The 25,993-nt window shown below is 59.0% G+C and carries 29 protein-coding genes and 2 tRNA genes; 21 read left to right on the forward strand and 10 right to left on the reverse strand.

Annotation, left to right across the window (positions count from 1 at the left end; translation table 11 throughout):
* The first annotated feature begins 9 nt into the window (after positions 1-9).
* The 17 genes from C4N22_RS09610 to trpS all read left to right on the forward strand — a co-directional run bounded on the left by C4N22_RS09610 (position 10) and on the right by trpS (position 9,699).
* Entirely contained in the window at positions 10-879 is an 870-nt protein-coding gene (locus C4N22_RS09610; protein WP_112148816.1) for a hypothetical protein, read from the forward strand.
* 20 nt (positions 880-899) lie between these two features.
* Positions 900-1,349, forward strand: a complete 450-nt coding sequence (locus C4N22_RS09615) for a hypothetical protein (protein WP_112148817.1) — start codon at positions 900-902, stop codon at positions 1,347-1,349.
* Entirely contained in the window at positions 1,350-1,736 is a 387-nt protein-coding gene (locus C4N22_RS09620; RefSeq protein ID WP_112148818.1) for a hypothetical protein, read from the forward strand.
* On the forward strand, positions 1,736-2,311 hold the full coding sequence (locus tag C4N22_RS09625) for a hypothetical protein (protein WP_005940872.1): 576 nt from the start codon (positions 1,736-1,738) through the stop codon (positions 2,309-2,311). Before C4N22_RS09620 ends, C4N22_RS09625 begins: the two co-directional genes overlap by 1 nt.
* A 42-nt stretch (positions 2,312-2,353) precedes the next feature.
* On the forward strand, positions 2,354-2,506 hold the full coding sequence (locus C4N22_RS12925; RefSeq protein WP_005940875.1) for a DUF6273 domain-containing protein: 153 nt from the start codon (positions 2,354-2,356) through the stop codon (positions 2,504-2,506).
* Between the two features lie 146 nt (positions 2,507-2,652).
* Complete coding sequence (locus C4N22_RS09630) at positions 2,653-3,882, forward strand: reverse transcriptase/maturase family protein (protein ID WP_112148819.1); 1,230 nt, start codon at positions 2,653-2,655, stop codon at positions 3,880-3,882.
* 20 nt (positions 3,883-3,902) lie between these two features.
* Positions 3,903-5,162 (forward strand): DUF6273 domain-containing protein, encoded by a 1,260-nt coding sequence (locus tag C4N22_RS09635; RefSeq protein WP_112148931.1) that lies wholly within the window; start codon positions 3,903-3,905, stop codon positions 5,160-5,162.
* A gap of 14 nt (positions 5,163-5,176) precedes the next feature.
* On the forward strand, positions 5,177-5,380 hold the full coding sequence (locus C4N22_RS09640; RefSeq protein WP_112148820.1) for a hypothetical protein: 204 nt from the start codon (positions 5,177-5,179) through the stop codon (positions 5,378-5,380).
* A 12-nt stretch (positions 5,381-5,392) separates the two neighbouring features.
* On the forward strand, positions 5,393-5,563 hold the full coding sequence (locus C4N22_RS09645) for an XkdX family protein (protein WP_097782167.1): 171 nt from the start codon (positions 5,393-5,395) through the stop codon (positions 5,561-5,563).
* Entirely contained in the window at positions 5,550-5,714 is a 165-nt protein-coding gene (locus tag C4N22_RS12930; protein WP_165852605.1) for a hypothetical protein, read from the forward strand. Before C4N22_RS09645 ends, C4N22_RS12930 begins: the two co-directional genes overlap by 14 nt.
* A complete protein-coding gene (locus C4N22_RS09650) occupies positions 5,704-6,117 on the forward strand; it encodes a YcbK family protein (protein ID WP_112148821.1) in 414 nt (137 codons plus the stop codon). The genes C4N22_RS12930 and C4N22_RS09650 overlap by 11 nt, the downstream gene beginning before the upstream one ends.
* Before the next feature lie 18 nt (positions 6,118-6,135).
* A complete protein-coding gene (locus C4N22_RS09655) occupies positions 6,136-6,531 on the forward strand; it encodes a hypothetical protein (RefSeq protein ID WP_112148822.1) in 396 nt (131 codons plus the stop codon).
* Positions 6,524-6,841, forward strand: a complete 318-nt coding sequence (locus C4N22_RS09660) for a hypothetical protein (protein WP_112148823.1) — start codon at positions 6,524-6,526, stop codon at positions 6,839-6,841. The genes C4N22_RS09655 and C4N22_RS09660 overlap by 8 nt, the downstream gene beginning before the upstream one ends.
* A gap of 178 nt (positions 6,842-7,019) precedes the next feature.
* Positions 7,020-8,078, forward strand: coding sequence for an IS30 family transposase (locus C4N22_RS09665; RefSeq protein WP_112148824.1), 1,059 nt, complete (start codon positions 7,020-7,022; stop codon positions 8,076-8,078).
* A gap of 241 nt (positions 8,079-8,319) precedes the next feature.
* Positions 8,320-8,394, forward strand: a tRNA-Glu gene (locus C4N22_RS09670).
* 41 nt (positions 8,395-8,435) lie between these two features.
* A tRNA-Asn gene (locus tag C4N22_RS09675) sits at positions 8,436-8,512 on the forward strand.
* 125 nt (positions 8,513-8,637) lie between these two features.
* Positions 8,638-9,699 (forward strand): tryptophan--tRNA ligase, encoded by a 1,062-nt coding sequence (trpS, locus tag C4N22_RS09680; protein ID WP_022256135.1) that lies wholly within the window; start codon positions 8,638-8,640, stop codon positions 9,697-9,699.
* 81 nt (positions 9,700-9,780) lie between these two features.
* On the opposite strand, the gene thrS is transcribed toward trpS, so the two are convergent.
* The 6 genes from thrS to C4N22_RS09710 all read right to left on the reverse strand — a co-directional run bounded on the left by thrS (position 9,781) and on the right by C4N22_RS09710 (position 17,622).
* Complete coding sequence (thrS, locus tag C4N22_RS09685; protein WP_112148825.1) at positions 9,781-11,565, reverse strand: threonine--tRNA ligase; 1,785 nt, start codon at positions 11,563-11,565, stop codon at positions 9,781-9,783.
* 383 nt (positions 11,566-11,948) lie between these two features.
* Positions 11,949-13,220: a chloride channel protein gene (locus C4N22_RS09690; protein WP_112148826.1), complete on the reverse strand. Its 1,272-nt coding sequence runs from the start codon at positions 13,218-13,220 to the stop codon at positions 11,949-11,951.
* 210 nt (positions 13,221-13,430) lie between these two features.
* Positions 13,431-15,176, reverse strand: coding sequence for an ammonium transporter (locus tag C4N22_RS09695; protein WP_112148827.1), 1,746 nt, complete (start codon positions 15,174-15,176; stop codon positions 13,431-13,433).
* A 325-nt stretch (positions 15,177-15,501) separates the two neighbouring features.
* Positions 15,502-16,137, reverse strand: a complete 636-nt coding sequence (locus tag C4N22_RS09700; protein ID WP_112148828.1) for an RpiB/LacA/LacB family sugar-phosphate isomerase — start codon at positions 16,135-16,137, stop codon at positions 15,502-15,504.
* Positions 16,138-16,219: 82 nt separating this feature from the next.
* Entirely contained in the window at positions 16,220-17,020 is an 801-nt protein-coding gene (locus C4N22_RS09705; protein WP_022256881.1) for an SDR family NAD(P)-dependent oxidoreductase, read from the reverse strand.
* 89 nt (positions 17,021-17,109) lie between these two features.
* Positions 17,110-17,622 (reverse strand): hypothetical protein, encoded by a 513-nt coding sequence (locus C4N22_RS09710; protein ID WP_112148829.1) that lies wholly within the window; start codon positions 17,620-17,622, stop codon positions 17,110-17,112.
* Positions 17,623-17,823: 201 nt separating this feature from the next.
* Here C4N22_RS09710 and C4N22_RS09715 point away from each other — a divergent pair, with 201 nt between their 5' ends.
* On the forward strand, positions 17,824-18,750 hold the full coding sequence (locus C4N22_RS09715; protein ID WP_112148830.1) for a sugar phosphate nucleotidyltransferase: 927 nt from the start codon (positions 17,824-17,826) through the stop codon (positions 18,748-18,750).
* A gap of 51 nt (positions 18,751-18,801) precedes the next feature.
* Here C4N22_RS09715 and C4N22_RS09720 read toward each other — a convergent pair whose 3' ends face one another.
* Genes C4N22_RS09720 through C4N22_RS09730 form a run of 3 tightly spaced genes read right to left on the reverse strand, consistent with a single transcriptional unit; the run spans position 18,802 to position 21,841 of the window.
* Complete coding sequence (locus tag C4N22_RS09720; RefSeq protein WP_112148831.1) at positions 18,802-19,857, reverse strand: putative ABC transporter permease; 1,056 nt, start codon at positions 19,855-19,857, stop codon at positions 18,802-18,804.
* A gap of 15 nt (positions 19,858-19,872) precedes the next feature.
* Positions 19,873-20,631 carry a tRNA (guanosine(46)-N7)-methyltransferase TrmB gene (gene trmB / locus C4N22_RS09725; protein WP_112148832.1) on the reverse strand — a complete coding sequence of 253 codons (759 nt, stop codon included), beginning with the start codon at positions 20,629-20,631 and terminating at the stop codon, positions 19,873-19,875.
* Between the two features lie 31 nt (positions 20,632-20,662).
* Complete coding sequence (locus C4N22_RS09730; RefSeq protein ID WP_112148833.1) at positions 20,663-21,841, reverse strand: alanyl-tRNA editing protein; 1,179 nt, start codon at positions 21,839-21,841, stop codon at positions 20,663-20,665.
* Positions 21,842-22,174: 333 nt separating this feature from the next.
* Between C4N22_RS09730 and malQ the strand changes: the two genes are divergently transcribed.
* The 3 genes from malQ (at position 22,175) to C4N22_RS09745 (ending at position 25,217) form a co-directional block, all read left to right on the forward strand.
* A complete protein-coding gene (gene malQ, locus C4N22_RS09735) occupies positions 22,175-23,752 on the forward strand; it encodes a 4-alpha-glucanotransferase (RefSeq protein ID WP_112148834.1) in 1,578 nt (525 codons plus the stop codon).
* Positions 23,753-23,919: 167 nt separating this feature from the next.
* Entirely contained in the window at positions 23,920-24,714 is a 795-nt protein-coding gene (locus C4N22_RS09740) for a GGDEF domain-containing protein (RefSeq protein WP_112115656.1), read from the forward strand.
* 62 nt (positions 24,715-24,776) lie between these two features.
* A complete protein-coding gene (locus tag C4N22_RS09745) occupies positions 24,777-25,217 on the forward strand; it encodes a hypothetical protein (protein ID WP_022256873.1) in 441 nt (146 codons plus the stop codon).
* A 45-nt stretch (positions 25,218-25,262) separates the two neighbouring features.
* On the opposite strand, the gene C4N22_RS09750 is transcribed toward C4N22_RS09745, so the two are convergent.
* On the reverse strand, positions 25,263-25,946 hold the full coding sequence (locus tag C4N22_RS09750; protein ID WP_112115658.1) for a 5'-methylthioadenosine/adenosylhomocysteine nucleosidase: 684 nt from the start codon (positions 25,944-25,946) through the stop codon (positions 25,263-25,265).
* Positions 25,947-25,993: the final 47 nt, after the last annotated feature.

A 25,993-nucleotide genomic window follows, 5' to 3' on the forward strand; every position in this document is an offset into this window, starting at 1 on the left:
GACACTATTATGTCTAAGCAGATTTCTACCAAGACCACCATCCGCAACCTGACCGCTGAGATCAAGAAGACTTTCGTCAAGAAGGACGCCTTTACCCCTGTGCAGGCCGCAGCCAACGCTGCTATCAAGTCTCTTGGCGTTGACGGCAACACCGTGAACTTCTACACCTCTACCGACAAGAGCGGCACTGCTGCTTTCTCCGTTGACTTCCCCTCTGAGCTGTTCCTCGACCAGACCAAGACCACCTTCGTGGCCAAGTTCAAGTTCGATGCTGCGACCTACCCCGGCGCTACCGACCCCAAGCTGGACGGCAAGCCCGTCATGGTGCTGGCCGTCAAGGGCGAGAATCCTGACTCCTGCACCTACTCTTTCCTGAGCATGGCTGCGCTGGTGGATACCTACAAGGCTAAGGCCGTCGGCAAGGATGCTTCCACCACCGTTACCATCGCTGGCTATGAGGTGGATGTCAAGGTCAATGTTTCCGCTGCTGCGGGCAACGCTCTGACCCTGAAGGACGACGGTCTGTATGTTCCCACCCCTGAGGAAGTGGACATTTCCGGCAAGGCCGATAAGGTCACTGGTGCTACCACCGGCAACCTCGCTGCGCTGGACGGCGAGGGCAATCTGACCGACAGCGGCAAGAAGCCTGCAGACTTCGTGGGCGCCGAGGCTGGCAAGCGCCTGATGAGCGATGCCGAGGGCGAAAAGCTGGCCGGTGTCTCTGAGGGCGCAACCAAGACTGCCGCCAGCTCCACCAACGGCAATGTGAACATCGACGGCAAGGAAGTCGTCGTGTACACCGAGCCGGAGAATGTTCTGCACGACGAGGATGTGGAGGACTTCTCCGCAGAGGAGATCGCCGCTCTGCTGGCTGACTAAGACATGAGGAGGTAAGCTCTATGGCAAAAGCGAAGATCAAAACGCTTTTGGGCACAGGGCTTGCCGCGCTTTGCAGCCACATCAAGCAGTGCAACACCGCACTCGGAGACCTTTCCGAAGCAACGGCAAACGGATTCGAGGAAACCGATGACATCCTGCACGAAAAGCAGGATGTCACGGCTGCGGTGTCTTTTACGATTCCGGTCGATGGCTGGGGCGAGGATGATTCCTCCCCCGGCTATTTTTATTGTGACATCCCCATTGCGGGCCTGTTGGCTACCGACATTGTGGATGTTACGGTACTGCCGGAATTTTACGATGTGGCGGGTGCGGTGGGCTTTATTGCGACCGAAAGCCTCGAAGGAAAGCTGCGGCTGAGGGCCGCCAAAGCTCCGACCGAGAAAATTTCTGCACAGTATCACATTACAAGCACCGTGAAATACACGGCTGCACAGGAAGGGGGAACCTAAATGGCATACGGTTCTTTTAACGCAGGCCCCGGCAAGGCGCCGGATGAAGATGTTGTCCGCACTAACCAGATCGGCGTACCGGGCGGCGTGGCAACGCTGGATGCGGATGGTAAGCTGTCTGAATCGCAGCGTCCGGCGGTGGACGCATACACCAAGGCTGAGACCGACCAGCGCATCAGCGCAGCCATGGACGCTCACAACGGTGCGGAGAATGCCCACAGCGACATCCGTGCCAGTGTGGCAGCTATGAACGCCAGCATCAAGGCCATTGAGCTGAAGTTCGGCACGAACGTCACGAAAAACCCGTTTTCTGCCACGTTCGGCAGCCTTGACGGTCTGGCCGTCGCCGGCGTGTGGAACGCAGAACAGGCGAGGGTGGAGTTCTGATGGCTGAAACATTCAAGGTCGGCGCGAATGCGCGGGAGCTGCTGCGGTACACCCAGAGGGCAACCCGCATTGTCACCGACGACATCAGCCGGAGCGATGCCCGGAAGATCATCCAGAAAGTCGCGGCGCTCGAAGATGTGCGCGACATCCAGAAGGTGTGCGGCACTGCCGTCCATGCACTCGACACACGGGACAGGGAGGGCTTTTCCAAAAGCACTTTCCGTCTGTACGGTGAGGGCATCCGGCTGACTGCCCGGCAAATCCTGCTGGATGCACACGCGGCGAACAACGTCAATTTCCAGACCGACTACGACAAGCGCGTTGAGAAGATCGGCGCAGTTGTGGACGGCTGCTCTCTGCTGCTGGAATACCTGACCATCTGCACGGAGGAAGGTATCATCAGTGCGAAGAAAGCCGGTATCTGGACAAAGAAGGTCACGGACGTAAAATACCCGGCGATGAAGTGGCTCACGTCGGAACGCGGACGTGCCGAAAAACTCCGGGCAGAAGCGGAACGGAAACGGCTGACCGAACAGGCTGCCGCCCTGAAAGCCGTCCTTTACCCGGAACCGTAAACGCACAGCGGGCAACCGCTTTGCATAAAGGGTGCGGTTTGTTTGTCTGACGCTGCCATTTGGTGGCTGCGCTCTCCGAACACCAACAATAACAACAACGTCTGGAACGTCAACACCGATGGCTCCAACAACAACAACTGGTACAACAACTCCTATGGTGTTCGCCCCGCTCTGATGGAACCGTGTGACGAGTAGGCATAAGCTGAAAGCAGTGCGCCCATCAAAGGAAACCGCATCCTGTCGCTTGCCGATGCAGGCAAGTGATAAATACATCCCGCTGAGGTGGGCCATCCCTGCCGGATGCAGCCCACTACCGTAACGCGAACCAGCGGAGGGTCATTTTGACATACGAAGAACTGTGCAGCTTTGAGGTACTTTACAAAGCCTACCTTGAAGCCCGGAAGGGAAAGCGAAGTAAAAGCAAAACAATCGAGTACGAGGCGCAGGCGCTGGCCTGCACGGAAAAGCTGTCCCGCAAGCTGGCTGTGCGTGATGTACGCCAGCCGGGCGGCGACATCCGGCAGCAGATACGCTATGTGCCAAGTAAGTTTGAGGTCTTTGCCGTCTACGAGCCGAAGCGCCGCATGGTACACGCCCCCGCATTTGTGGACAAGGTGGTGCTGCACGCTCTGGTCGATAACATCCTGTATGATGCCCTGACAAAGAGCTTTATCCGGGACAGCCACGCCAGCCAGACCGGAAAAGGCACAGACGACGGCCTGATGCGCCTGAAAACACACATGGTGGACTATTACCGCCGTGAGGGCCACGGCGCGGACGGCTGGGTGCTGAAAGGCGACGTGCGGCATTTCTTCGCCAGCATCGACCACCGGAAGCTAAAACGCAAGCTCAAAGCCGTGCTGGACAAGCGCGGCGTTGACCCGCGTGTCTATGAGCTGCTTTGCATCTACATCGACGTGATGGAGGACGGCTTGCCGCTGGGCTACCAGACGAGCCAGCTTTTCGCCCTCATGTTTTTGGACGAGTTCGACCACATCATCAAAGAAAAGTACCGCATCAAATACTATGGCCGATACATGGATGATTTCTATATCATCTGTTCGGACAAGAAGAAATTGCAGTGCATTCTCTGGGATGTTCGGGCGCTCATGGACAGTTACGGCCTTGAGCTGAACCAGAAAACCGCCATCTTCCCGCTGCGGAACGGTATTGATTTTCTGGGATTCCATAGCTACCTGACCGACACCGGCGCGGTCATCCAAAAGCTGCGCCGGGATAGCTCCAAGCGGATGAAGAACAAGATCAAGTATTGGGAGACGGCATACCCCGCAGGCGAAGCGACCAAGCAGGAAATCCTGTTGAGCTTTGATGCGTGGGATGCCCATGCCGCCCATGGTGATACTTACTCTTTACGCCGCAAGTACGCTGACCGGCTCGAAAAATTGCTTGAGTGCAAAATCCCTATCCATCGAAAAATCAACTCGAACAAACTTGCGCGTGACAGACGGCGGGCGAGGCAATGCCGCTGCATCTACAAGAAGCAGCACAAAGCCCTGTCCCTCTCTGTATCTCAGAACACGCGGCCTGCGGAGATCATGCCGTGGGCCTGAACGAAAACAAGGAGGTAACAATGGCAAACGTAAAACTGGGCACAAAAGCCGTTGGCAGCATTGTCAAAATCAAGGTCAACGGCGCGTCCAAAGATTTTATTGTCGTGCAGCAGGGCAATCCGAATACCAGCACCTATGATTCGAGTTGCGCCGGAACGTGGCTGCTGATGAAGGACATCTACACAACGTCCACGTTCGGCAACAATAACTCCTACAAGGATTCCAGCATCCACACATACCTGAACGGAACGTTCTACAACCTCATCGACAGTAACATCCGGGCAGCTATTAAGCAGGTGAAAATCCCGTACCAGAACGGCACTGGTTCCGGCGGCAGCCTTGCCACCGGCTCCAACGGCCTGAGCACCAAAGTGTTCCTGCTGTCTGGTTATGAGGTTGGTTGGACGACCAGCGACAACGGCTATTTCCCGAAGGACGGTGTGAGGCTGGCATACTTTGGCAACAGCTCCAGCGGTAACAGCAAGCGTATTGCATACAATGGCAGCTCCGCTGCCGTTTGGTGGCTGCGCTCTCCGGGCACCGGCAATGACTACTACGTCTGGTTCGTCAACACCGATGGCTCCTACGGCAACCTCTGGTACAACTACTCCTATGGTGTTCGCCCCGCTTTCATTCTTCCCTCTACACTCGTGGTCTCTGACGATGGCACGGTCAGTGTCAACACTGCACCTACCGTCAGCACGGACAGCGCAGCTCTGGGGCGGAAGAACGCGGCCTTTGCGTGGAAGTACACCGTCAGGGATACCGACGGCGACACCTTGACCGTCACCGAAAAGCTGGACGGCAAGACCACCAAGACCCGCACCGGCGTTGCCAGCGGCACGGCCCTGACCTTTGAGCAGACGGCCAGCGCTGCCGGATTCCAGAAAATCCTGAACGGCAACCACACCATCACCGTTGAGGTGAGCGACGGCAAGGAAACCGTCAGCACGTCCGCGACCTTTACCAAGGCCGTCCACGCCGCAAGCGTGACGCTGGCTGAACCGTTGGCCGTTGAGGGCGACATTACCGTTGCCGTGCTTCAGGTGACCGGCTCCATCCCCGATGATGCGAAGTTCAAAGCCGAAGTGACCAACAACGCACTCGACAGCTCCCCGGTCTGGCAGGATGCCACGACCGAGGTAAAAAAAGGCGTGAACATCGTCTTTGAGAATAAGACCGCCACCAACGGCGCGGCGTTTAACTTCCGCGTCAGCGTGGAGCGCGGCGAATCCGGCGAGGGCGGCTACATCGAAGCCGTCTCCGGCGCTTTCCAGTAAGGAGGACAGTCACCATGATTCAGTGGAAAAAGGACGATCTGCCCACCCGGCAGGAGAAGGAAGCCGCAGCCAAGAAGCAGCAGGAGCACGAACAGTTGCCCGACCGTGTGGCTGAAATGGAAGATGCCCTGTGCGAACAGGACGCGGCCAACGAGAAGCGCTTGACCGACATCGAAACCGCGCTGTGTGAGCTGGACGCAGCGCTGAACAAGGAGTAAGGAGGTATCACCATGAACATTATCTGGGCAAACCGCCTGATTGCAGGCACTAAGACTTGGGCAGAGATGCCCGCATCCCGCCGCGTTGGCGTGAAGAAAGTTCTGGCAGAGCGCGTAAACAAGGGCGAGATCACCGCCGAGGATTACAAGCGCATCACCGGTGACGACTATGACGTGGCCTGAGCTGTGTGAGAAGCTGTTGACCCGGCTTGAAGCGCAGGGCGAGAACATGAGCACCGAGCGTGCAGAGTTCGGGGTGCTCATGGTGGACTGTGCCATGCGCGGGTGCGGGGCTGATCCGGGCATGAAGGGAGATGGTAGCAATGGCGATTAAAGCCTATTCGTATGCGAAGGACGGGAACAGAAAGCTCTCCGCAAATTTTGCGGTGAAGGAGTTCCGCTGCAAGGATGGGAGTGACCCGATCTTTATTGACGATGAGCTTGTGACCCTGCTGCAGAAAATCCGGGATCATTTCGGGAAGTCTGTGACGATCACGAGTGCATACCGTACCGCCGCCCACAACAAGGCGGTGAAGGGGGCGACCTACAGCCAGCATTGTTACGGCAAGGCTGCGGACATCCGGGTGCAGGGCGTGGGTGTTGAAGCTGTGGCTGCCTATGCCGAGACCCTACTGCCGAATCGTGGCGGCATCGGGCGCTATCCTGTAAAGGCGGGACGCCCTGCTGGTTGGGTACATATCGACACCCGCGCGGCAAAGAGCCGGTGGGTAAGCTGAAAGTAGGAGGAAAACAGTATGGAGAACATTCTGAAAGTTTTTCTGATGGCATTCCCTGAATGGCTGGCCTGCATCTTCATGGTGGTCGGCCTTGTGGTCACGGCGCTGGCGGCGGTACGTCTGGGTTACGGCCTTGTGGTCGCAAAGACCGTGTACAAGTGGATCGTCAACGCGGAAGAAAAGTTCGGCGCGGGTGCAGGCGCAGAGAAGAAAGCGCACGTTATCGCGGTGCTGCGCGGCTACACCCCGGACTGGCTGGACTGGGCAATCAATGAGCGGACGCTGGATTGGATCGTACAGCTTGTGTTCGACTTTACCAAGAAGAAGCTCGAAGATTACATGGCAAAGAAATCCGTGGAAACCACCACTGTGGCCCGTTTCGGTAAGGCGGGGGAGGACAAGCGTAATGACTGACGAGGAACTGGAACATCGCCTGACAGCGGTCGAAAACCGTGCACAGAGCAACACCCACCGGCTGGACGAGCTGGGGAAGCTGACCGATGCAGTAAACGGCATGAACACCAATATCAAGTTGACCATCCAGCAACTCGAAAACACAAACAAGAGCCTTGAAATTGTAACGGCTCAAAACAAAAAGCAGGAGGACCGCCTCACCGCGCTGGAAAAAGCCCCCGGAACATTTGGGAACAAACTTTGGTGGGCTGTGATTGCGGCGTTGGTTTCCGGCCTTGTGGCCTATGAACTGACGATGCTTCTGCACTGAAATGAAAATCCCCCGCTGGCATCCTGATGGATTGCTGGCGGGGGATTTTTTGTTTGTCTGGAAGTTTTGCACAAAGGAAATGTGCAAAGTGTGGAAAAATTGCGAATTGACAACGGTATACCGTATAATTTACGCTTAAAACGAAAATAAACGCCATAGTCGAAAGGAGGAAAACGGCGTGCGAGTGTTCAAACAGCTTACGCTTACAGACCGAATCCGTATTGAAAAGTGGCTGAAAGATGGGCTGAGAGTAAAGGAAATCGCAGACAGGTTGCGGGTTGACCCGTCCACGGTGTACCGGGAACTGAAACGCGGTAGCTACGACAAGTTGGACGGTAAAACGTGGAAGCTGATTCCTACATATAGCCCGGATATTGCAGAACAAAGGTATCAGGCACATCTTCGGGAGAAGGGACCAAACCTTAAGATTGGCAAGGATCATGAGCTTGCAAGCTATATCGAGCAGACCATTATAGATAAGGATTGTTCACCGGCTGCTGTGTACGGTTATGCCCTGGAAGAAGGACGGACATTCAAAACGCATATATCGGTGCCTACCATATACAGCTACATCAAAAAGGGCGTGTTCCTGAACTTGACGCAAAAGGCCCTGCCCAGACATGGAGTGCATAAGGGCGACTATAAAAAGGTGAAAACAAAGGATCCTGCTCGTGCGCCTGCCGGTGAGAGCATCGAAAAACGCCCGGCGGAAGTAAAAGACCGTGAAGAATTTGGACACTGGGAAATGGACACGGTGTATTCTGGCAAGAAGAAAAGCACGGTTGCGCTGCTGGTGCTGACTGAGCGCAAGACCCGGAACGAAAATATTATAGTGGTGCCAGATCGCCGCGCAGAGACGACCGTGCGGGCAATCAATGCACTGGAACGGAAGTTAGGTGCAGAGAAGTTTGGCATTATCTATAAGAGCATCACAGTGGACAACGGCAGTGAGTTTGCATTGGCCGACCAGCTGGAACAGTCCTGCATCACCGGAGATAAGCGGACGAAGGTGTACTATTGTCATCCGTATTCTTCTTGGGAACGCGGGAGCAATGAGAATGTGAACGGCATGATTCGCCGCAGGCACCCGAAAGGCACAGACTTCTCAAAGGTCACGGCAGAGGAAATCGCGGCTACGGAGAACTGGATCAACAGCTATCCCAGAAAAATTTTCGGCTATAAGAGCGCCGGCACAATGTTCCGCGAATGCCTACGGGAGCTTGGTCTGACAGCATAAGCAACACGAAAGCAGAAAACCGTTGGTAAAATCGAACAATAGAGGGCGGCTGCAAGCGAAGAAAACTTGACGGCCTGTTTGCTTTACGCTAAAATCCACAAAAATAAGGCCGAAAATTTGTTGCATTTAATGCTTTACTTTTCAAATTTTGAAAAATTTGAAATTTCTTGTTGACAAAGTCGGACTCCTATGCTAAAATAATCGAGTCGGGAGCGAAACCCCCGATGCAAAATGGACGTATGGCCCGTTGGTCAAGCGGTTAAGACAGAGGCCTCTCACGCCTTTAACATCGGTTCGATTCCGGTACGGGTCACCATTTTATAGTAGTAAAACGGCTGTACGCCGTTTTATATAGATGCCTCTTTAGCTCAGTCGGTTAGAGCACCTGACTGTTAATCAGGGTGTCGCCTGTTCGAGTCAGGCAAGAGGCGCCAGCAAAGCGATGGAAATTTTTCCATCGCTTTTTCTTTTGTTTGGCCTCAGTTTGGTTGACAGCGAAATGGACAGGGGATATACTTATATCAAAAGATCTCTTGTTAAGGAGAATATGGAGAATACTATGAAACAGATCATTTTGACGGGCGACCGCCCGACCGGCCGCCTGCATGTGGGCCACTATGTCGGCTCCCTGAAAGAGCGTGTCCGTCTGCAAAATTCCGGCAAGTTCGACGAGATCTATATTATGATCGCGGACGCACAGGCCCTGACCGATAACGCCGATAACCCGGAGAAAGTGCGCCAGAACATCCTGCAGGTGGCACTGGATTATCTGGCTGTGGGCATCGACCCTGCCAAGGCGCACATCTTTATCCAGTCCATGGTGCCGGAACTCACCGAGCTGAGCTTCTACTACATGAACCTGGTCACGGTGTCCCGCCTGCAGCGCAACCCCACCGTCAAGGCGGAGATCCAGCAGAAGAATTTTGAAACCAGCATCCCCGTTGGTTTCTTTACCTATCCCATCAGCCAGGCCGCTGATATCACGGCATTCCGCGCGACGACAGTCCCCGCCGGGGAAGATCAGATGCCGATGCTGGAGCAGTGCCGCGAGATCGTGCACAAGTTCAACGCCGTCTACGGCGAGACCCTGACCATGCCCGAGATCCTGCTGCCCCAGAACGCTGCCTGCCTCCGCCTGCCCGGCATTGACGGCAAGGCCAAGATGAGCAAGAGCCTGGGCAACTGCATCTACCTCTCCGATGAGCCCGAGGACATCAAGAAGAAGATCATGTCCATGTATACCGACCCCGGCCACCTGCGGGTGCAGGACCCCGGCAAGGTGGAGGGCAACCCGGTGTTCACCTATCTGGACGCGTTCAGCCGCCCGGAGCACTTTGCAGAGTTCCTGCCGGAGTACCAGAACCTGGACGAGCTCAAGGCTCACTACCAGCGCGGCGGCCTGGGCGACGTCAAGATCAAGAAGTTCCTCAACAGCGTCATGCAGGCCGAGCTGGAGCCCATCCGCAACCGTCGCAAAGAGTGGGAGCAGCGCCTGCCCGAGGTGGTCGAGATCCTGAAAGCCGGCAGCGCCGTGGCCGAAAAGACCGCCGCCGCCACCCTCGCCGATGTGCGCAAATCCATGAAGATCGATTACTTCGAGGATGATAACCTGCTGAAGTGATTTTTTAAGCGGAAACACAAAAAACTCCTCTCTGCCACGGGCAGAGAGGAGTTTTTGTATTTCCAGGAAATCTTTTAGAGATTACAGGCTGCGGTTCTTGATCTCAGCGGTGACTTTTGCGATGAACTCGTCGACGCCCATCGTGGTGGTCTCACCCTTGCGGTCACGGACGGAGAGGTTGCCGGCCTCGGCTTCCTTGGCGCCCAGAACCAGCATATAGGGCACGCGGTCCACCTGCTGGGCAGCGCGGATCTTGTAGCCGATCTTCTGGTTGTCGTCGTCCAGAGCCACACGGACACCGGCCTCCACCAGCTTCTCGGTGATGGCCTCGGAGTACTCCAAGGTCTTCTCGGAAACAGGCAGGACCTTGACCTGCACGGGTGCCAGCCAGGTGGGGAACTTGCCCTTGGTCTCCTCGATCAGGTAAGCCATAAAGCGGTCCAGAGAGCCCAGGATAGCGCGGTGCAGCACCACGGGGGTCTTCTCGGTGCCGTCCTTGTCCACATAGGTCAGGTGGAACTTTGCGGGCAGGCAGAAGTCCAGCTGGCAGGTGGACAGGGTGTACTCAGCACCCACGGCGGGCTTGACGTTGACGTCCAGCTTCGGGCCATAGAAAGCAGCCTCGCCGATCTCCTCGGTGAACTGGATGCCCAGCTCGGTCAGAACCTCGCGCAGCGCGCTCTCGGCATGGTTCCACATGGCGTCGTCGTCATGGTACTTCTTCTTGTCGGCAGGGTCACGCAGGCTCAGCACGCAGCGGTAATCGGTGATGTTGAAGTCCTTGTAGACCTCGAAGATCAGGTTGCAGACATCCGCCACCTCGCTCTTGATCTGCTCCGGGGTGCAGAACAGGTGAGCGTCGTTCTGGCAGAAGTGACGGCCACGCTCGATGCCTTTCAGGGTGCCGGAGGACTCATAGCGGAAATCGTGTGCGATCTCGCCGATCCGCATGGGCAGGTCACGGTAGGAGTGCGGGCGGTTTGCGTAGATCATCATGTGGTGGGGGCAGTTCATCGGGCGCAGAACATAGCTCTCACCCTCCATCTCCATGGCAGGGAACATGTTCTCACGGTAGTGGTCCCAGTGGCCGGAGGTCTTGTAGAGGTTCACGGTGCCGATGCAGGGAGTCATGACGTGCAGGTAGCCGCGTGCACGCTCTTTCTCCTTGATATAGTTCTCCAGCTCCTGCCAGACGGTGTAGCCTGCGGGCAGGAACATGGGCAGGCCGCGGCCCACCAGGTCATCGGTCATGAACAGGCCCATCTCCTTGCCGATCTTGCGGTGATCGCGCTCACGGGCCTCCTGCTGCTCTTTCTCCCAGGCGTCCAGCTCTTCCTGGTTGTGGAATGCCACGCCGTTGATGCGGGTCAGCATCTTGTTCTCTTTGTCGTTCTTCCAGTACGCGCCGGACTGCTGGGTGATCTTAAAGGCTTTCAGGGCCTTGGTGTAGGTCAGGTGGGGTCCGATGCACATGTCCACGTATTCGCCCTGCTGGAAGAAGCTGAACTCGGTCTCATCGGCCAGGTCTGCCATGTGCTCGATCTTGTAGTGCTCCTGACGCTCCTCCATCAGCTTGACCGCCTCGGCGCGGGGCAGGATAAAGGGCTTGATGGGCAGGTTCTCTTTGGTGATCTTGTGCATCTCTTTCTCGATGCTGGCCAGATCCTCGTCGGTGAGCTTGGTGTCGCCCAGGTCCACGTCGTAGTAGAAGCCGTTTTCGGTGGCAGGGCCAAAGGCGAAATCAGCCTCCGGGTACAGGCGTTTGATGGCCTGCGCCATCACATGAGCAGCGGTATGGCGGATGACATGCAGCTCCTGGTCCTGCGGGCACTCGTCCACATGGCCGTCCTTATAAATGATCTTCATGATAATACTCCTTTTTCAACCTGAAACTTGAAAAGTGTGGAAAACAAAAAGCGCTTCACCCCGTCTGTCATTACGGGATGAAGCGCCTGAACATACAAATTCAACAGCGTTCCACGGTTCCACCCGAATTGTGCAGCCTTAAAAAGCCGCGCCACTCGCTATGCTGTAACGGGCATACCCGGCAGAGGTTCGCCTCTGCACTCTGCGGTGGTAGGGTCTCCGGGCACGGTAAGCCGCTTGCAGCACCCGGGGCTCCGGGGCGGCTCTCTCTGCATCGTGTGGGGGAAGATCCGGTTTGTCCGCATCGACGATTTACACAGGATGAAACTATTGTGATTGTAGCACGCCCGGTGGGAAAAATCAAGGGCAAAACGATGGAAAAATCAATGGTGCAGCCTTGCTTCCCATCGGGCCGTGTACTCCGAGTGGAATTTATCGCTGAGGAATGTCTGGCTGCTGTACAGGCCATGATAGCCCGAGAGCATATAACTCAGCCCGCAGCCCAGCGCGATCAGCTCCAGCCCGGCCCCGCCAAACAGCTCATAGGCCAGCAGCAGGGAGGGGACGAGGGTGTTGGCGGCACCGCAGAAGACAGCCACCATGGCCACAGCAGCCGAAAACCCGGCGGGCAGGCCCAGCAGAGGGCCGAACACGCAGCCAAAGGTGGCACCGATATAAAAGCTGGGGACGACTTCGCCGCCTTTAAAGCCGGAAGCCAGGGTGATCGCCGTCAGGAGGATTTTGCAGATAAAATCCCAGGGCAGGGCCTGGCCCTGCTCCACGGCGGCGGTGATGACCCCCATGCCCGCGCCGTTGTAGCGGCCCACCCCCATCAGGTAGGAGAGGGCGACCACCACCACGCCGCCAAGGACTACCCGCACCCAGGGGTTTGGCAGGCGCTTGGGGAGCTGGTGTTCTGCTACATGGAGCAGCAGACAGAACAGCCGGGTGACGGCCGCACAGGCCATGCCCAGCAGAGCGACCTGCAAAACGGGCAGGATGCCCAGCGCCGGGACGGCGGAAAGGGCAAAGCGGGTGGGGGCAATGCCGCAGGCCAGCGAGATGCCGTAGGCCAGCAGGGCCGCACAGAACCCGGGCACGAACGCCACCGAGAAGCTCAGGCCCACATCCTCCACCATCATGGCGAAGAGGGTAGCCGCCAGCGGGGTGCCGAACAGGGCGGAGAAGAACGCGGCCATGCCGCAGACCGTGGCCGTGCGGCGGTCATGGTCCGGGAAATGGAACAGCTTTGCAATATTGTAGCCGATGCTGCCGCCCATCTGCAGGGCCGCGCCCTCCCGGCCGGCGGAGCCGCCGCACAGGTGGGTGAGCACCGTGCCAAAGAAGATGGCGGGCACCAGCAGCGGGCTGACGGCCTCGCCGCTCTGCACGGCCCGGATGACATTGTTGGTGCCAACGCCCTCGCACTTGGTTCCTTTATAAAGGGCTACGATGGCAAGGCCCGCCGCGGGCAGCAGCCAGAGCAGCCAGCCGTGGGCACCCCGCAGCTCGGTGACGGCCTCTACCGCCAGATGGAACGCGGTGCCGATGCCGCCGCACAGCAGGCCGATGGGCAGGGCCAGCACCAGCCAGCGCAGCAGCATCCGGGCCATCTCCCTGGCGGAGCGGGCAGCGCGGGAGAACGATTCGCTCATAAAATACACATCCTCACTGGTAAGATCTTTACCGTTCCACTGTAGCATACCCCAAACCCGATGTCAAGAAACGACAAGGCCCCCGCTCCCTTTGTGCGGAAAGGAGCGGGGGCTGCCATTGTGGATTCAGAAAAAGGAAAAAGGAGAAAAAAGGAGAACATTTATGTCACGCCCAAAGGGCGGGACAGCGGTTGAATGGGGACAGGGCGGTCATTCCACGTCCTGCAGGGCGGCAAAGTCCTCTTCGCCCGTGCGGATCTTCACGACCCGCGTCACGTTGTAGACAAAGATCTTGCCATCGCCGATGTGGCCGGTGTAAAGGGCTTTCTTGGCGGCCTCCACCACGGAGTCCACCGAGATCTTGGAGACGATGACCTCCACCTTGATCTTGGGCAGCAGGGTGCTGTCCACAGGCACGCCGCGGTATTTCTCGCTGGTGCCTTTCTGGATGCCGCAGCCCATCACCTGGGTCACGGTCATGCCGGTGACGCCCAGATCGTTCAGAGCGGTCTTGAGCGGATCGAACTTGCTCAGCTTTGCGATGATGGACACCTTGTGCATTCCGGTGTCGTACACGCCGTCATGGATGACCGGAGCAGCCTCCCGCACCACGGGGACGGCGGCGTCCACCATCCGGGCCGAAGCCTTGTTGACGTCGTCCTCACCCAGGTCGGTGTTCTCATTGGGAACCATGGCCGCCGCGTTGGCGTCGGAGATGGAGAAGCCAGCGTAAGCGGAAGCCAGGCCGTGCTCGTGGATGTCCAGGCCGTCGATCTCCACCTCTGCGGGGACGCGCAGGCCGATGGTCTTGTCGATGACCTTGAAGACGAGGAACATCACGATGAGGACATAAGCATCCACCGTGATGAGGCCCAGCAGCTGGATGCCCAGCTGGGAGAGACCGCCGCCGTAGAACAGGCCCTTGCCCACGCCGTCGCCGCCGTTGGAGAACAGGCCGACTGCAATGGTGCCCCAGACACCATTTACAAAGTGGACGGAGACAGCGCCAACGGGGTCATCAATCTTGGCGATGTGATCAAAGAACTCCACGCTCAGCACCACCAGGATGCCGGCAACAAAGCCGATGATGAACGCGCCGAACGGAGAAACGGCATCGCAGCCTGCCGTGATGGCGACCAGACCGGCCAGAGAGCCGTTCAGGGTCATGGAGACATCGGGCTTGCCGTATCGCTTCCAGGTAAAGATCATGGTCACGCAGGTGGCCACGGCAGCGGCCAGGTTGGTGTTGAAGCAGACAAGGCCCGTCAGGGTCATGGTCTCGTCGGTGGACAGGCTCAGGGAAGAGCCGCCGTTGAAACCGAACCAGCAGAACCAGAGGATGAACACGCCCAGGGCACCGGCCGTCAGGTTGTGGCCGGGGATGGCGTGAGGCTTGCCGTCTTTGTCGTACTTGCCAATCCGGGGGCCAAGCAGGGCCGCGCCCAGCATGGCGATGATGCCGCCCACATTGTGGACGGCTGCCGAGCCTGCAAAATCATGGAAGCCCATGCTCTGCAGCCAGCCGCCGCCCCACATCCAATGGCCGCAGATGGGGTAGACCACCAGCGAGATCATAGCGGAGTAAACGCAGTAAGCTTTGAAGTTGGTGCGCTCGGCCATGGAGCCGGAGACGATGGTGGCGGCCGTTGCGCAGAAAACGGTCTGGAACACGATGTAGACCCACAGCGGGAGATCGAGCCCCAGGTGCGAGTAATCTCCCTGAATGAACGGGTCGAACCCGCCAATCAGAGCGCCCGTGCCGCCGAACATGATGCCGAAGCCGATGAGCCAGTAGCACGGGGTGCCAATGCAGAAATCCATCATATTCTTCATCAGAATATTGCCAGTGTTCTTGGCACGGGTAAAGCCTGCTTCACACAGCGCGAAACCAGCCTGCATGAAGTAGACCAGGAACGCTGCAACCAGCGTCCAACAGGTGTTGACAGAGTTGAACATGATAGTACCCTCCCACAGTTTTTCCCGCCGGAGTGCCAGCCCCGGCGGAGGCGTACACTTGCGCCGCGCGTCCCTCTATCAAACGTGACAGCGCGCAAAACACGGTTCTGAGGGCCCTCTATCTCCCCCAGAGCGCACGGGGCCCGCGGCCCCGCGAAACACAAAAGGCGCTTGTGGAATTTTGCTTCCACAAGCGCCTTTGCTTTCGATGGCACGAGTATAGAACGCCCTGGTCAAACTGTCAATACCCGGAGCTTGATTTTGTCATTTTTCACAACACATCCGAAGGATGGAATGAAAAAGTTTGGCACGGTTATTTTGGAAATTACAGCAGGGTCTTGACGTATGCAGCCAGCTCCGCGTCCTTGCAGGAGGCAAAGAACAGCTCGCTGAACTTCTCGCCGGCCACAGCGCCCTTGAGCAGGTCCGGATCGATGCTCTTCAGGCAATCGATGAGGGGCTTGAAGGTGACAGCGCGGACGCCGTCCAGGATCTTCTTGTTCCGCTGCTCGGGCTCCACGCGCTCCTTGGGGTAGCCCTGGCCGTGGCCGAAGCCGAACAGCTTCTCAAAGCAGTACTCCAGGTTGAGCTCGCCGCCCCAGCCAAAGCCCTTGGCAAACGGCATGGCCACGGCGTTGCCGTCGTTGACATGGGCAAAGGTGTAGGCGTCCACGGGGTCTTCCACATGGCCGCAGATGACACCGGGGAAGCTGTTCAAAGCCAGCATGGCACCCTCGCCGGTGCCGCAGCCGGTGATGACATAATCGGCCGCGCCGCTGTTGAGCAGGATGGCGGCCAGAATGCCGCACTGGACATAGGTCAACTGGGCCTTGTCATCGGCTGCGTACATGCCGTAGTTGACGACCTCGTGGCCCATGGGCTCCACCACTTTTTTCAGGGCGGCTTCAATGATGCCGTTCTTGGCAGCCTGGCTGTTCTCGTTGATGAGTGCGATCTTCATTCCAATATCCCTCCGTCTGGTCTGTTTGCGCAATCAAATGCGGTTCTCCTGTGCTTTATGGTAACATGGTTTCCCGGCGGTGTCAATGTTCCTGTGTGGGGGTGCTGCCGCCCAGTTTCTTTTTCTGCTGTCGGGCCATAATGGGCATGAGCAGCGGCGTGGGCACAAAGTGCTGGGCGGTGGTGGCAGCCCGCATCAGGGCCGAGGGCACGATGATGGTCTTGCCCCGCAGCATCCCGCGCATGGCTTCCTCCACACAGAGGGCGGGGGAAATGCCCTTGAGGGCGAACACCACACCCGCCCGGTCGTTGAACTCGGTGTCCACCGGGCCGGGGCAGAGGGCGCAGACGTAGACAGGGCTGTGCTGCTCCCGGAGCTCTTCGGCAATGCCCCGGGTCAGGCTGACCACATAGGCCTTGGTGGCGTAGTAGCCCGCCATATAGGGACCACCCGGCAGCAGGCCTGCCGAGGAGGCCACGTTCAGCACCGTGCCAAAGCCCTGGGCCTGCATTTTCTGCACCGCAAACTTGCACAGCTGGTGCATGGCCAGCACGTTGACTTTGGCCATGGAGAGCTCGGCCTCGGTGCTGGTCTCCAGAAAACTGCCGCAGACGCCAAAGCCCGCGTTGTTGATAAAAATGTCGATCCGCTCCTCGGCCAGCTCTTCACACAGGCGGGTACACTCGCTCTCCCGGGCAAGGTCGGCGGGGAGGACGCGGCAGAACGTGTTGTACTTTGCCAGCAGCTCGGCGGCCAGCTGATCCAGCCGCTCCCGGCGGCGGGCGGTGAGGATGAGGCGGAAGCCGAGCTTGGCATACCGGCAGGCAAACTCCCGGCCGATGCCGGAAGAGGCTCCGGTGATCCAGACGGTCTTGTGAGACATGGGGATACTCCCTTTCTGCGTTTTTTCTTATTGTACCACAGGGCCGGGCAAAACAAAAGCGATGCCGAGGCATCGCTTTTGCAGGGGGGTCATGCTTTTACGGTTTTGGCGGCCAAGGCTTTCGCAGGCTTCATCAGAAGGATGCAGACCCCGTTAAAGACGAGGGAGCCGACGATGTACACGAAGAAGAACCGGGGCAGGTTGGCCGCAAAGGTCTCCGCGTCGATGCAGGCCACCGTGAGGTAGGCAAAGCCGACGTTGTTGAGCACCTTGGGGGCATAGGGGTGCAGGATGATGAGGATGAACAGCACCACCGCCAGCGGCAGCAGCAGGCCCGGCAGGCCGCCCAGCACCGGGGTCAGGGCTGCAATGGCCAGCATGGCCAGCACGGTGAGCACCATGCCTACAAGGCCGCCCAGCTCCACGGAAAGGAAGCGGTCCTTGATGTCGCCCTCCATGGTGAACAGCATGATGTTGCTCAAAAACACCAGCCAGCTGTAATCAAATTCAATGACGTGGAAGAACGCGTTGGCGATCAGGATCCACACCAGCATCATCAGGCGGAAATAGAGCAGAAAACGCTTGGTAACGGCTTCGTTCATAAAAGGGAACCTCCATTTTTGGTTTTGGAAAGGAAAAAGTGTGCGGCTCCAGTATACCGTGTTTTACACAGATTGGCAAGCTTTAATTTACAAAATAAGCAATTAAATCTTGCTTTAAAGCCTACCTTGTTGTCCAGGGGCTTTTCGAGTATAATGGAGCTATAAAAAATCAAGCTTTGGCACAAACAGGAGGCTTTTATTATGAATAAACCCGTTTTGGTGGTCATGGCGGCTGGCATGGGCAGCCGTTACGGCGGCATGAAGCAGATCGACCCGGTGGGCCGCAATGGGCAGGTCATTGTGGATTACTCTCTCTACGATGCCCGCCGCGCAGGCTTTGAGACGGTCATTTTTGTCATCAAGCACGAGATCGAGGATGCCTTTAAGGCGGCCATCGGCGACCGTGTCTCCAAGGTGATGGACGTGAAATACGCGTTCCAGCAGCTGGACGAGCTGCCGGAGGGCTTCTCCATCCCGGAGGGCCGTGTCAAGCCCTGGGGCACCTGCCATGCGGTTCTGGCCGCAAGGCCGTTCATCAACGGCCCCTTTGCCGTCATCAATGCGGACGATTACTACGGCCCGCAGGCATTCAAAGTGATATACGATTACCTTTCCACCCACGAGGATGGCGAGGTGTACGATTACTGCATGGTGAGCTATCTGCTCAAGAACACCGTCTCGGAAAACGGCAAGGTCTCCCGCGGTGTCTGCCAGGCAAACCCGGACGGCACCCTCCACAGCGTCATCGAGCGCACCCGCATTGAGACCTACGAGGGCGGCATCCACTACACCGAGGATGAGGGCGCTACCTGGGTGGACCTGCCCGGCGAAACGCAGGTCAGCATGAATCTCTGGGGCTTCGGTAAGAGCTTTTTGGAAGAGGCGGACCGCCGCTTTGCGGGCTGGCTGACCGAGCATCTGGCCAAGGACCCGCTCAAGTGTGAGTATTTCCTGCCGCTGGTGGTCACCGAGCTGCTGGAGGAGGGCAAGGCCACGGTCAAGGTGCTGAACAGCACCGATCAGTGGTACGGTGTCACCTACCGGGAGGACAAACCCGTGGTGGTGGCCGGCATCGCTCAGAAGACCGCCGAGGGTCTCTACCCGGAAAACCTCTGGGGCGAACTCTAATTTAAAAAAAAATGGGCCGTCCCTACGGGGACGGCCCATTTTTGGATCTTCTTATGCAGAGTGCTTGTGCTCGTATTTGAGGCGCTCCCGCAGTTCGTCCAGCGTGAGCTGTTTGGTACCATGGCGCAGTCTGGGGTAGGCGCGGAGCATACGGCCCTTGCCAAAGTGGGCCGTGCGGCGGGTGCGCGCCCGCAGTTCCTCGCTCCGGGCAGCCAGCTCCTCGGCCAGCTGTTCCAGCTGCAGCAGCTCGGCGGTCCGCTCGGCTGTGCCCTTGGCCGCCAGCTTGACGGCCTTGGCGGCTTCGGCCGCATTGAGGCGGGAGATCTCGGAAGCCCGGCGGGCGGCCTCCCGGGCCTCGTCGGCCTTGCGGCGCATGGCCTCAGCCGCGTCCTTGGGCGAAAGCTGGGCAGCGGCGTCCCGGGCCTCGGCAGCGGCCAGTTTGAACTGCAGACGGTTCTCGTCCAGCTTCTGGTCGGCCTCCATGGCGGTGGTGCCCAGGATCTCGGTCATGGCGTCGCTGACGGCGTGGATGCTGTCGGCCACATTTTCCAGGGCGTCCAGCTCCCGGGCCAGGTCAGAGGCGGCCACGGCGGTGACAACAACGTCTGCCGCGTAGACAGCGTAGAGGAAGCACATCAGGAGGAACCCGATGAAAGGCGGCACCAGCGCCACCAACCCGGCGATCGTGGGGTGGATGGCTTTCATCATCACCAGCGTGCCCACGCCCCACAGCAGGGAGAACTCCAGACAGATGTAGCCGCCGATGTTGAACGGCTTATCGCTGTAGTCCCACCAGCGGGTGTGGTAGAGCTTGTAAAGCGCCCAGCCGCCCACCAGCTCCAGCGCACTGGGCAGGATGACGCCGCCGATGTAGAGCGCCAGCGTGCTGTGCTCAAACGGCGTCAGGACAAACAGGACGATGACCATGCCAAAGCCGTAGATGGGGCAGACCGGGCCGTTGAGGAAGCCCCGGTTGACGATCTGGCCTGTCGTGGCGGCGGCATACACCACCTCCAGGCACCAGCCCAGGCAGGAGTAGACGAGGAAATACGCCAGGATCTGATACAGCGTAAAGCCGCAGACCGTGGTGTTGAGGAAAAACGACAAGGAAGGCACCTCCCGTTAGTTCTGCGTTTCGGCTTCAGCCTCTGCGGCGGCCTCGGCAGCGGCCATCTTCTTGAGCACCTTGGGCTCGATCCAGGTCACGCTCTCGTCGCCGGGCAGCTTGCGGGCGATCAGGGCCTTGATCTTGATGCCCATTTCGGTGAACATGCCCTCGTGCTCGGTGCGGATGTTCCACTCCGGCTCGTTCTCGTGCAGGTCAAAGGTCTTCCAGGTGATCTCATAGCCGGAAGCGGGGAAGTACTCCAGACTGTCGCGGAACAGGTCGTCGTCATCGGTCTTGAAGTAAATTTCGCCGCCGTCCTCAAGGAATGCCCGGTACTGGATGAGCTGGCGGGGGTAGGTGAGGCGGTGCTTGTGGGAGGAACCGTTCTTGCTCCACGGGTTGCAGAAGTTGATGTAGACGCGGCGGACGGTGTCCTCCGGGAAGATGACGTTGTGGATCCGCTCAATGTCGGCGCTCATGATCTTCACGTTGTCAATGGGGCGGTCAGCCGCCTGATAGGCGGCCTCCACTTTCCGCTTGGCCAGGATCAGCACCTTGTCGGTGATGTCGATGCCCAGGTAATTGTTCTCCGGGTGGGCGCAGGCCAGCTGGGAGAGGAAACCGCCCTTGCCGCAGCCCAGCTCCAGCACGAAAGGCTGCTCCGGGCGGGCATACTGGGCGTGCCATTTTCCGCCCAGCACAAAGGGGTCGTGGACGTGGAAGTCGCTGGCCAGCAGCTCAGCGCGGGCATAGGGCTTGAAACGCATTCTCATAGTAATTCAGACTCCTTGTAGTTTGTGTTGATTATTCCCGATTTTTCAAAAATTCCGCTGCCTCTTCGGGTGTGGCGGCGCAGCTGCCCTGGCAGATGCCGGGCTTGCCGCCGCCCCGGCCATTGAGGGCGGTGTTCAGGGCTTTGGTCAGGGCGCGGACATCGCCGTCTGCCTGAGCCAGGCAGTAGCCGGTGCCCTTGTCTGTGGGGGTCAGGGCGGCGCACAGGCCGCTGGTGGCCTCGCTCAGGCGAACCGCCAGCCGGTGCAGGCCGTCCGGGTCCAGTCCGTTCACGATGCGGATGGCGTCCTCCCCGGGGGTCACCAGCTGGGCCATGGTGTCAAACAGCTGGCTGCACAGCCCGAAGTGGGCAAATTTCAGGGCGGTGTACTCCTCGTACACCCGGTGGACGGCGTTGGCCGTCTCGGTGGATTTGGCGCTCAGCAAAGCGCCAATGTCCGCCTGCCGGGCCCGCATGGCCTGGGCTTCCGCAAGGGCCCGCTGGCCGCAGACCACGCTGAGCCGGACGCCGCCCTTGTAGTTTTCGGACGCCAGGATCTTGATCTGGCCCACCTGCCCGGTGGTGGCGGTGTGGGTGCCGCAGCAGGCGCAGACGTCTGCCCCCGGGATGGTCACGATCCGCACCTGGCCCGCGATCTCCTTTTTGCTGCGGTAGGTCAGGGCCGCCAGCTCCTCCGGCGTGGGGTAGGTGATGAGGACAGGCACATCCTGCCAGACGATTCGGTTGGCGGCAAGCTCGGCCTCCCGCAGGCCCTCGGCGGAGATGGGCACGCTGGTGTCCATCCGGACGGCCTCGGAGCCGATGTGGAACCCCACGTTCTCAGCCCCGAACATGGCGTGCAGGATGCCGGAGAGGATATGCTCGCCGGTGTGCTGCTGCATCTTATCGAACCGCCATTCCCAGTCGATGGATTCGGCAGCCTCGGCCCCGGGCACGGCCCCGGCGGGCAGGGCATCCACCGTGTGCCAGATGACGCCCTCGCTCTCATGGACATCCGTAACGTGGAGCACGGTGCCGTCGGCCAGGGTCAGGGTGCCGCGGTCGGCCGGCTGGCCGCCGCCCTCCGGGTAAAAGACGGTGCCGTCCAGTGCCAGCTTTCCGCCCGTTTTGCCCGGTTCCACAGCAAGGATATGGCCGGTGGCTTCCCTGCGGAACGCATCGGCCTCGTAATATTTTTCAGTGCGCTGCATTGATTTTCCTCCTGAAAACCTCTCGGTCATCGTCGCTTCGCTTGATGACACCTCTCCTGTCAGGAGAGGCTTTGGCAGTCCGTTTTGTTTCCAAGCAGACTCCATTGGGTTCATCGAAAACGAAATCTCTCTGCCAAGGGCTCCCCTGATCGGAAAGCCTCCCCCGGCGGGGGAGGTGGCACGGAAGTGCCGAAAGGGGAACGGCTGGCGCAAAGCGCCTGAGAGGTTTCATAAGTATACCACGATTTTTGCCTGTGGAAAATAGTCTGCGGTTATGTTATGATAGGAACTAGCATAAAAACGGACAAAACCAAACGAGGAAGGGAACACATCATGCGTGAAAGTGGAATTCTGATGCCGGTGTCCAGCCTGCCCGGCCCCTATGGGATCGGCTGCTTTGGCAAAGCGGCGCTGGAGTTTGTGGATTTTCTGGCCGAGGCAGGCCAGACCATCTGGCAGATCCTGCCCCTGAGCCCCACCGGCTACGGCGACAGCCCCTACCAGAGCTGCTCCGCCTTTGCGGGCAACCCCTATTTCATCGACCTCGACGCCCTCAAGGCCGAGGGCCTGCTCACCGCGGCCCAGCTCAAGGCAGAAGAGTGGGGCGAAAACCCGCTGGAAGTGGACTACGGCACCCTCTACACCAGCCGCTACAAAGTGCTCCGCACTGCTTATCAGGCTTGGCGGGAGCAGTGCGCGGGCCAGCACGGCTGCGCGTTTTATTATCCGGATGATTATTATGCCTTTACGCTGGCCAACGAGGCCTGGCTGGAGGATTACGCCCTGTACATGGCCCTTAAGACCGAACACCAGATGAAGAGCTGGACCGACTGGCCCCGGGAGTACCGGACGCGGGATGCCGGAGCGCTGGCCCGGTTCCGCGCCGCCCATGAGGAAGAGATCGGCTTCTGGAAGTTCTTGCAGTACAAGTTCGACACCCAGTGGAAAGCCGTCAAGGACTACGCCAATGCAAAGGGCGTGAAGATCCTGGGCGATATCCCCATTTACGTCTCTGCGGACTCGGTGGACGCCTGGGTGGGCGGCCCCCTGTTTGAGCTGGACGGCGAGGGCCGCTTTGCCCGGGTGGCCGGCTGCCCGCCGGATTATTTCTCGGCGGATGGCCAGCTGTGGGGCAACCCGCTCTATAACTGGCCGTACCATAAACAGACGGGATACGCCTGGTGGGTGCAGCGGGTCCGCCATGCTTTGGGCATTTACGACCTGCTCCGCATCGACCACTTCCGCGGCTTTGATACCTACTGGGCCATCCCGGCGGGCAGCTCCACGGCCTGCAACGGCAAGTGGGAGATCGGCCCCCGGATGGACCTGTTCAACGCGCTGGAAGCGGCCCTCGGCAAGCTGCCGATCATTGCAGAAGATCTGGGCGAATTAGTGCCCAGCGTGCGGGAGCTGCTGGCGGACAGCACGTTCCCGGGCATGAAAGTGCTGCAGTTTGCCTTTGGCGGCGGCGACAACGAGTATCTGCCCCACAATCACGTCAAGAACTGCGTGGTCTACCCGGGTACCCACGATAACACCACCCTGACCGACTGGTGGGTAAATTCTGCCACTGAGAAAGAAAAAGCCACGGCGGCGGCCTACCTCCACCTGACCCCCTGCAAGCCCACCGCCAAGGAGGTGGCCGCGGTGAAGCCGGACGACGCCCGTATTGCCCTGATCCGGGCAGCGCTGGGCTCGGTGGCGGACCGGGTCATCATCCCCATGTATGATTGGCTGGGCCTGGGCGCGCAGGCCCACCTGAATACTCCCGGCAAGCTGGGCGGCAACTGGATCTGGCGTGCAGCGGACGGGTTTGCAAAAACCACGCTGGCCAAACGCGTTCTGGAAGAGTGCGAGGTGTATTGCCGTGCCGAACTCCGGTCTGGTTCTGAAACACTTTTAGCAACTTGACGAAAATACAAAAAGTTTGAGAAATTTTATGCGTTTTGCTGGTAAGTGTTGCCACTGAGTGCTATAATCACTATAATTACTTTGAACTGGGGCAGGCAACTTCGCGGCCCCGGAGGCAAAGCGTGCCGCAAGGGAGAAAGCGGCGCGCGGATGATGGGGAAAAACGCATGAAGAAAGAATGTACGGAGCAGGACCTGCAGCGGTTTGTGCAGGACGCGAAGCTCGCTTTTGAGGACGTGACCCTGACGGAGCTGGATGAAGACAGCAGCCGTTATTGGCAGGACGACGGCCTCATGGTGGACTACGAGCTGCGCAACGGGCAGGTAGGCTGCGTGCTGCGGCGCCAGATCTTTGCCGAGGGCAAAGTCTGGGAGCTGCAGATGACAGCGCCTCTGGCAGGCAGCGGCCTGCCGGAAGACCGGATGACCCCGCGGGAGCGCGAGCTCTGCCGCGAGGATATGAACCACGATTTTCTGACGGGTGTGTTCAACCGCCGCTATTTTGAGACGGAGTTCTGCACCCGCCTGGATGAGTGGGCCGACCAGCACCGCTGCGCCTCGCTGGCGCTGGTGGCGCTGGACAACGCCGACGCCCTGCGGGCCGGGTATGGCCCGGTGGTGATGAGCCAGCTGGTCTGCTTTGTGGCAAACCAGTGGAAGAAGCACTTTGACCGCCCGGCGGAACGGGTGGTCTGCCGCCTGGCCGACAGCCTGTTTGTGATCGGCTGTGCGGACAAGAACTGCAAGGAGCTGGAGGAAGAGCTGCACACCCTTTATGGCCAGATGCCGCACGAGTGTGTGGCGTCTGTGGGCCTGATGAAGATGGTGCCCATCCCGCAGTCCATTGCCGTGGCCTGCACCAGTGAGGTGCGGGGCCGCAACTGGGAGGCCGTGTTCCAGCTCTGTCGGCAGCGGCTCGAGGCCGTGCAGCAGGCGGGCGGCGATCAGGTCAGCCAGTCCTGAACCACAACGGATAAAAGAGCCCCCTTTTGGAGACGCTAAGGCCAAAAGGGGGCTCTTTTTGTATGGAAAATCAGAAAAACGACAATCTCAACCTGCTGGAAGCCGTGGTGCAGAATACCGAGATGGGCAAAAACACGCTGGAGCAGATCGTGCCCATGACGGAGGAACCCCGCTTCAAGGCCGAGCTGCTGCGGCAGCGGAATATCTACCGGGAACTGAACCAGGAGGCGCGCACGGCCATCACGGCCTGCGGCGGCACGGCCCAGGGCCAGAGCACCATGGCAAAGCTCAACACCAAAATGGGCATCAGCATGAAGACCCTGACCGATAGATCCACCCGGAATCTGGCCGAAATGCTCTCCGAGGGGAGCAGCCAGGGCGTCATGGACTGCATCAAATCCCAGAAAGACTACCCGGACGCCGCGCCCGGCTCCAAGCGGCTGATGCAGAAACTGCAGGATTTTGAGGAGGACAACCGGATCAAATTGGAACAGTTCCTATAACAAAAAACAGGCTGGCAGCGCCAGCCTGTTTTTGTATCCGCGGGGTTACAGGGATTCGACCATAGCTGCCACGATCTTGGTGGCGGTGGCAACGTACTCCGAAATGCTGAATTTTTTGACCACCAGCACCTCGTGGCCATCCTCGTCGGCGTTGTCGCTCATGGCGCGGAGGATGACGCAGGGAACGCCGTTCTTGGCGGCGATCTGGCTCACAGCCGCGCCCTCCATCTCCACGCAGTCGGGGGCGCACTTGGCCTCAATGGCGGCCTTGGTGGCGCTGTCGCCCACAAACAGGTCGCCGGTGGCGATCTTGCCCGTCAGCGACTGGACGCCGCAGGCGGCGCAGGCAGCCTCGGCGGCGGCGATGAGGGCCGGGTCGCCGGAGTATTCTTTCAGGTAGGGCGGGTTCTGGCAGATCATGTCCAGCTGGGCGTCGTGGTAGAGCACCGTTTTGCCAATGACCACATCCCCAATGCCGATCTTGCTGGTCATGTTGCCCGCAATGCCGGAGAAGATGATCTTCTCAGCCCCGAACCTGGTGATGAGCACCTGGGTGGTGGCGGCGGCATTGGCCTTGCCCATGCCGGCACAGCAGACCACCACCTGCTTGCCTGCCAGCGTGCCCTTGTGGTACTCCACGCCGCCGTAGGGCTCCACGGTGACGTTTTCCAGCTTTGCGCAGAGCTGATCGACTTCATCGGGCATTGCGCCCATAATACCGATAATCATAATTTTGATCCTTTTCCTGATAAGCTCCCCTGACAGGGGAGCGGTCG

It is taken from the genome of Faecalibacterium prausnitzii (assembly GCF_003287495.1).
GTDB lineage: Bacteria > Bacillota > Clostridia > Oscillospirales > Ruminococcaceae > Faecalibacterium > Faecalibacterium prausnitzii_I.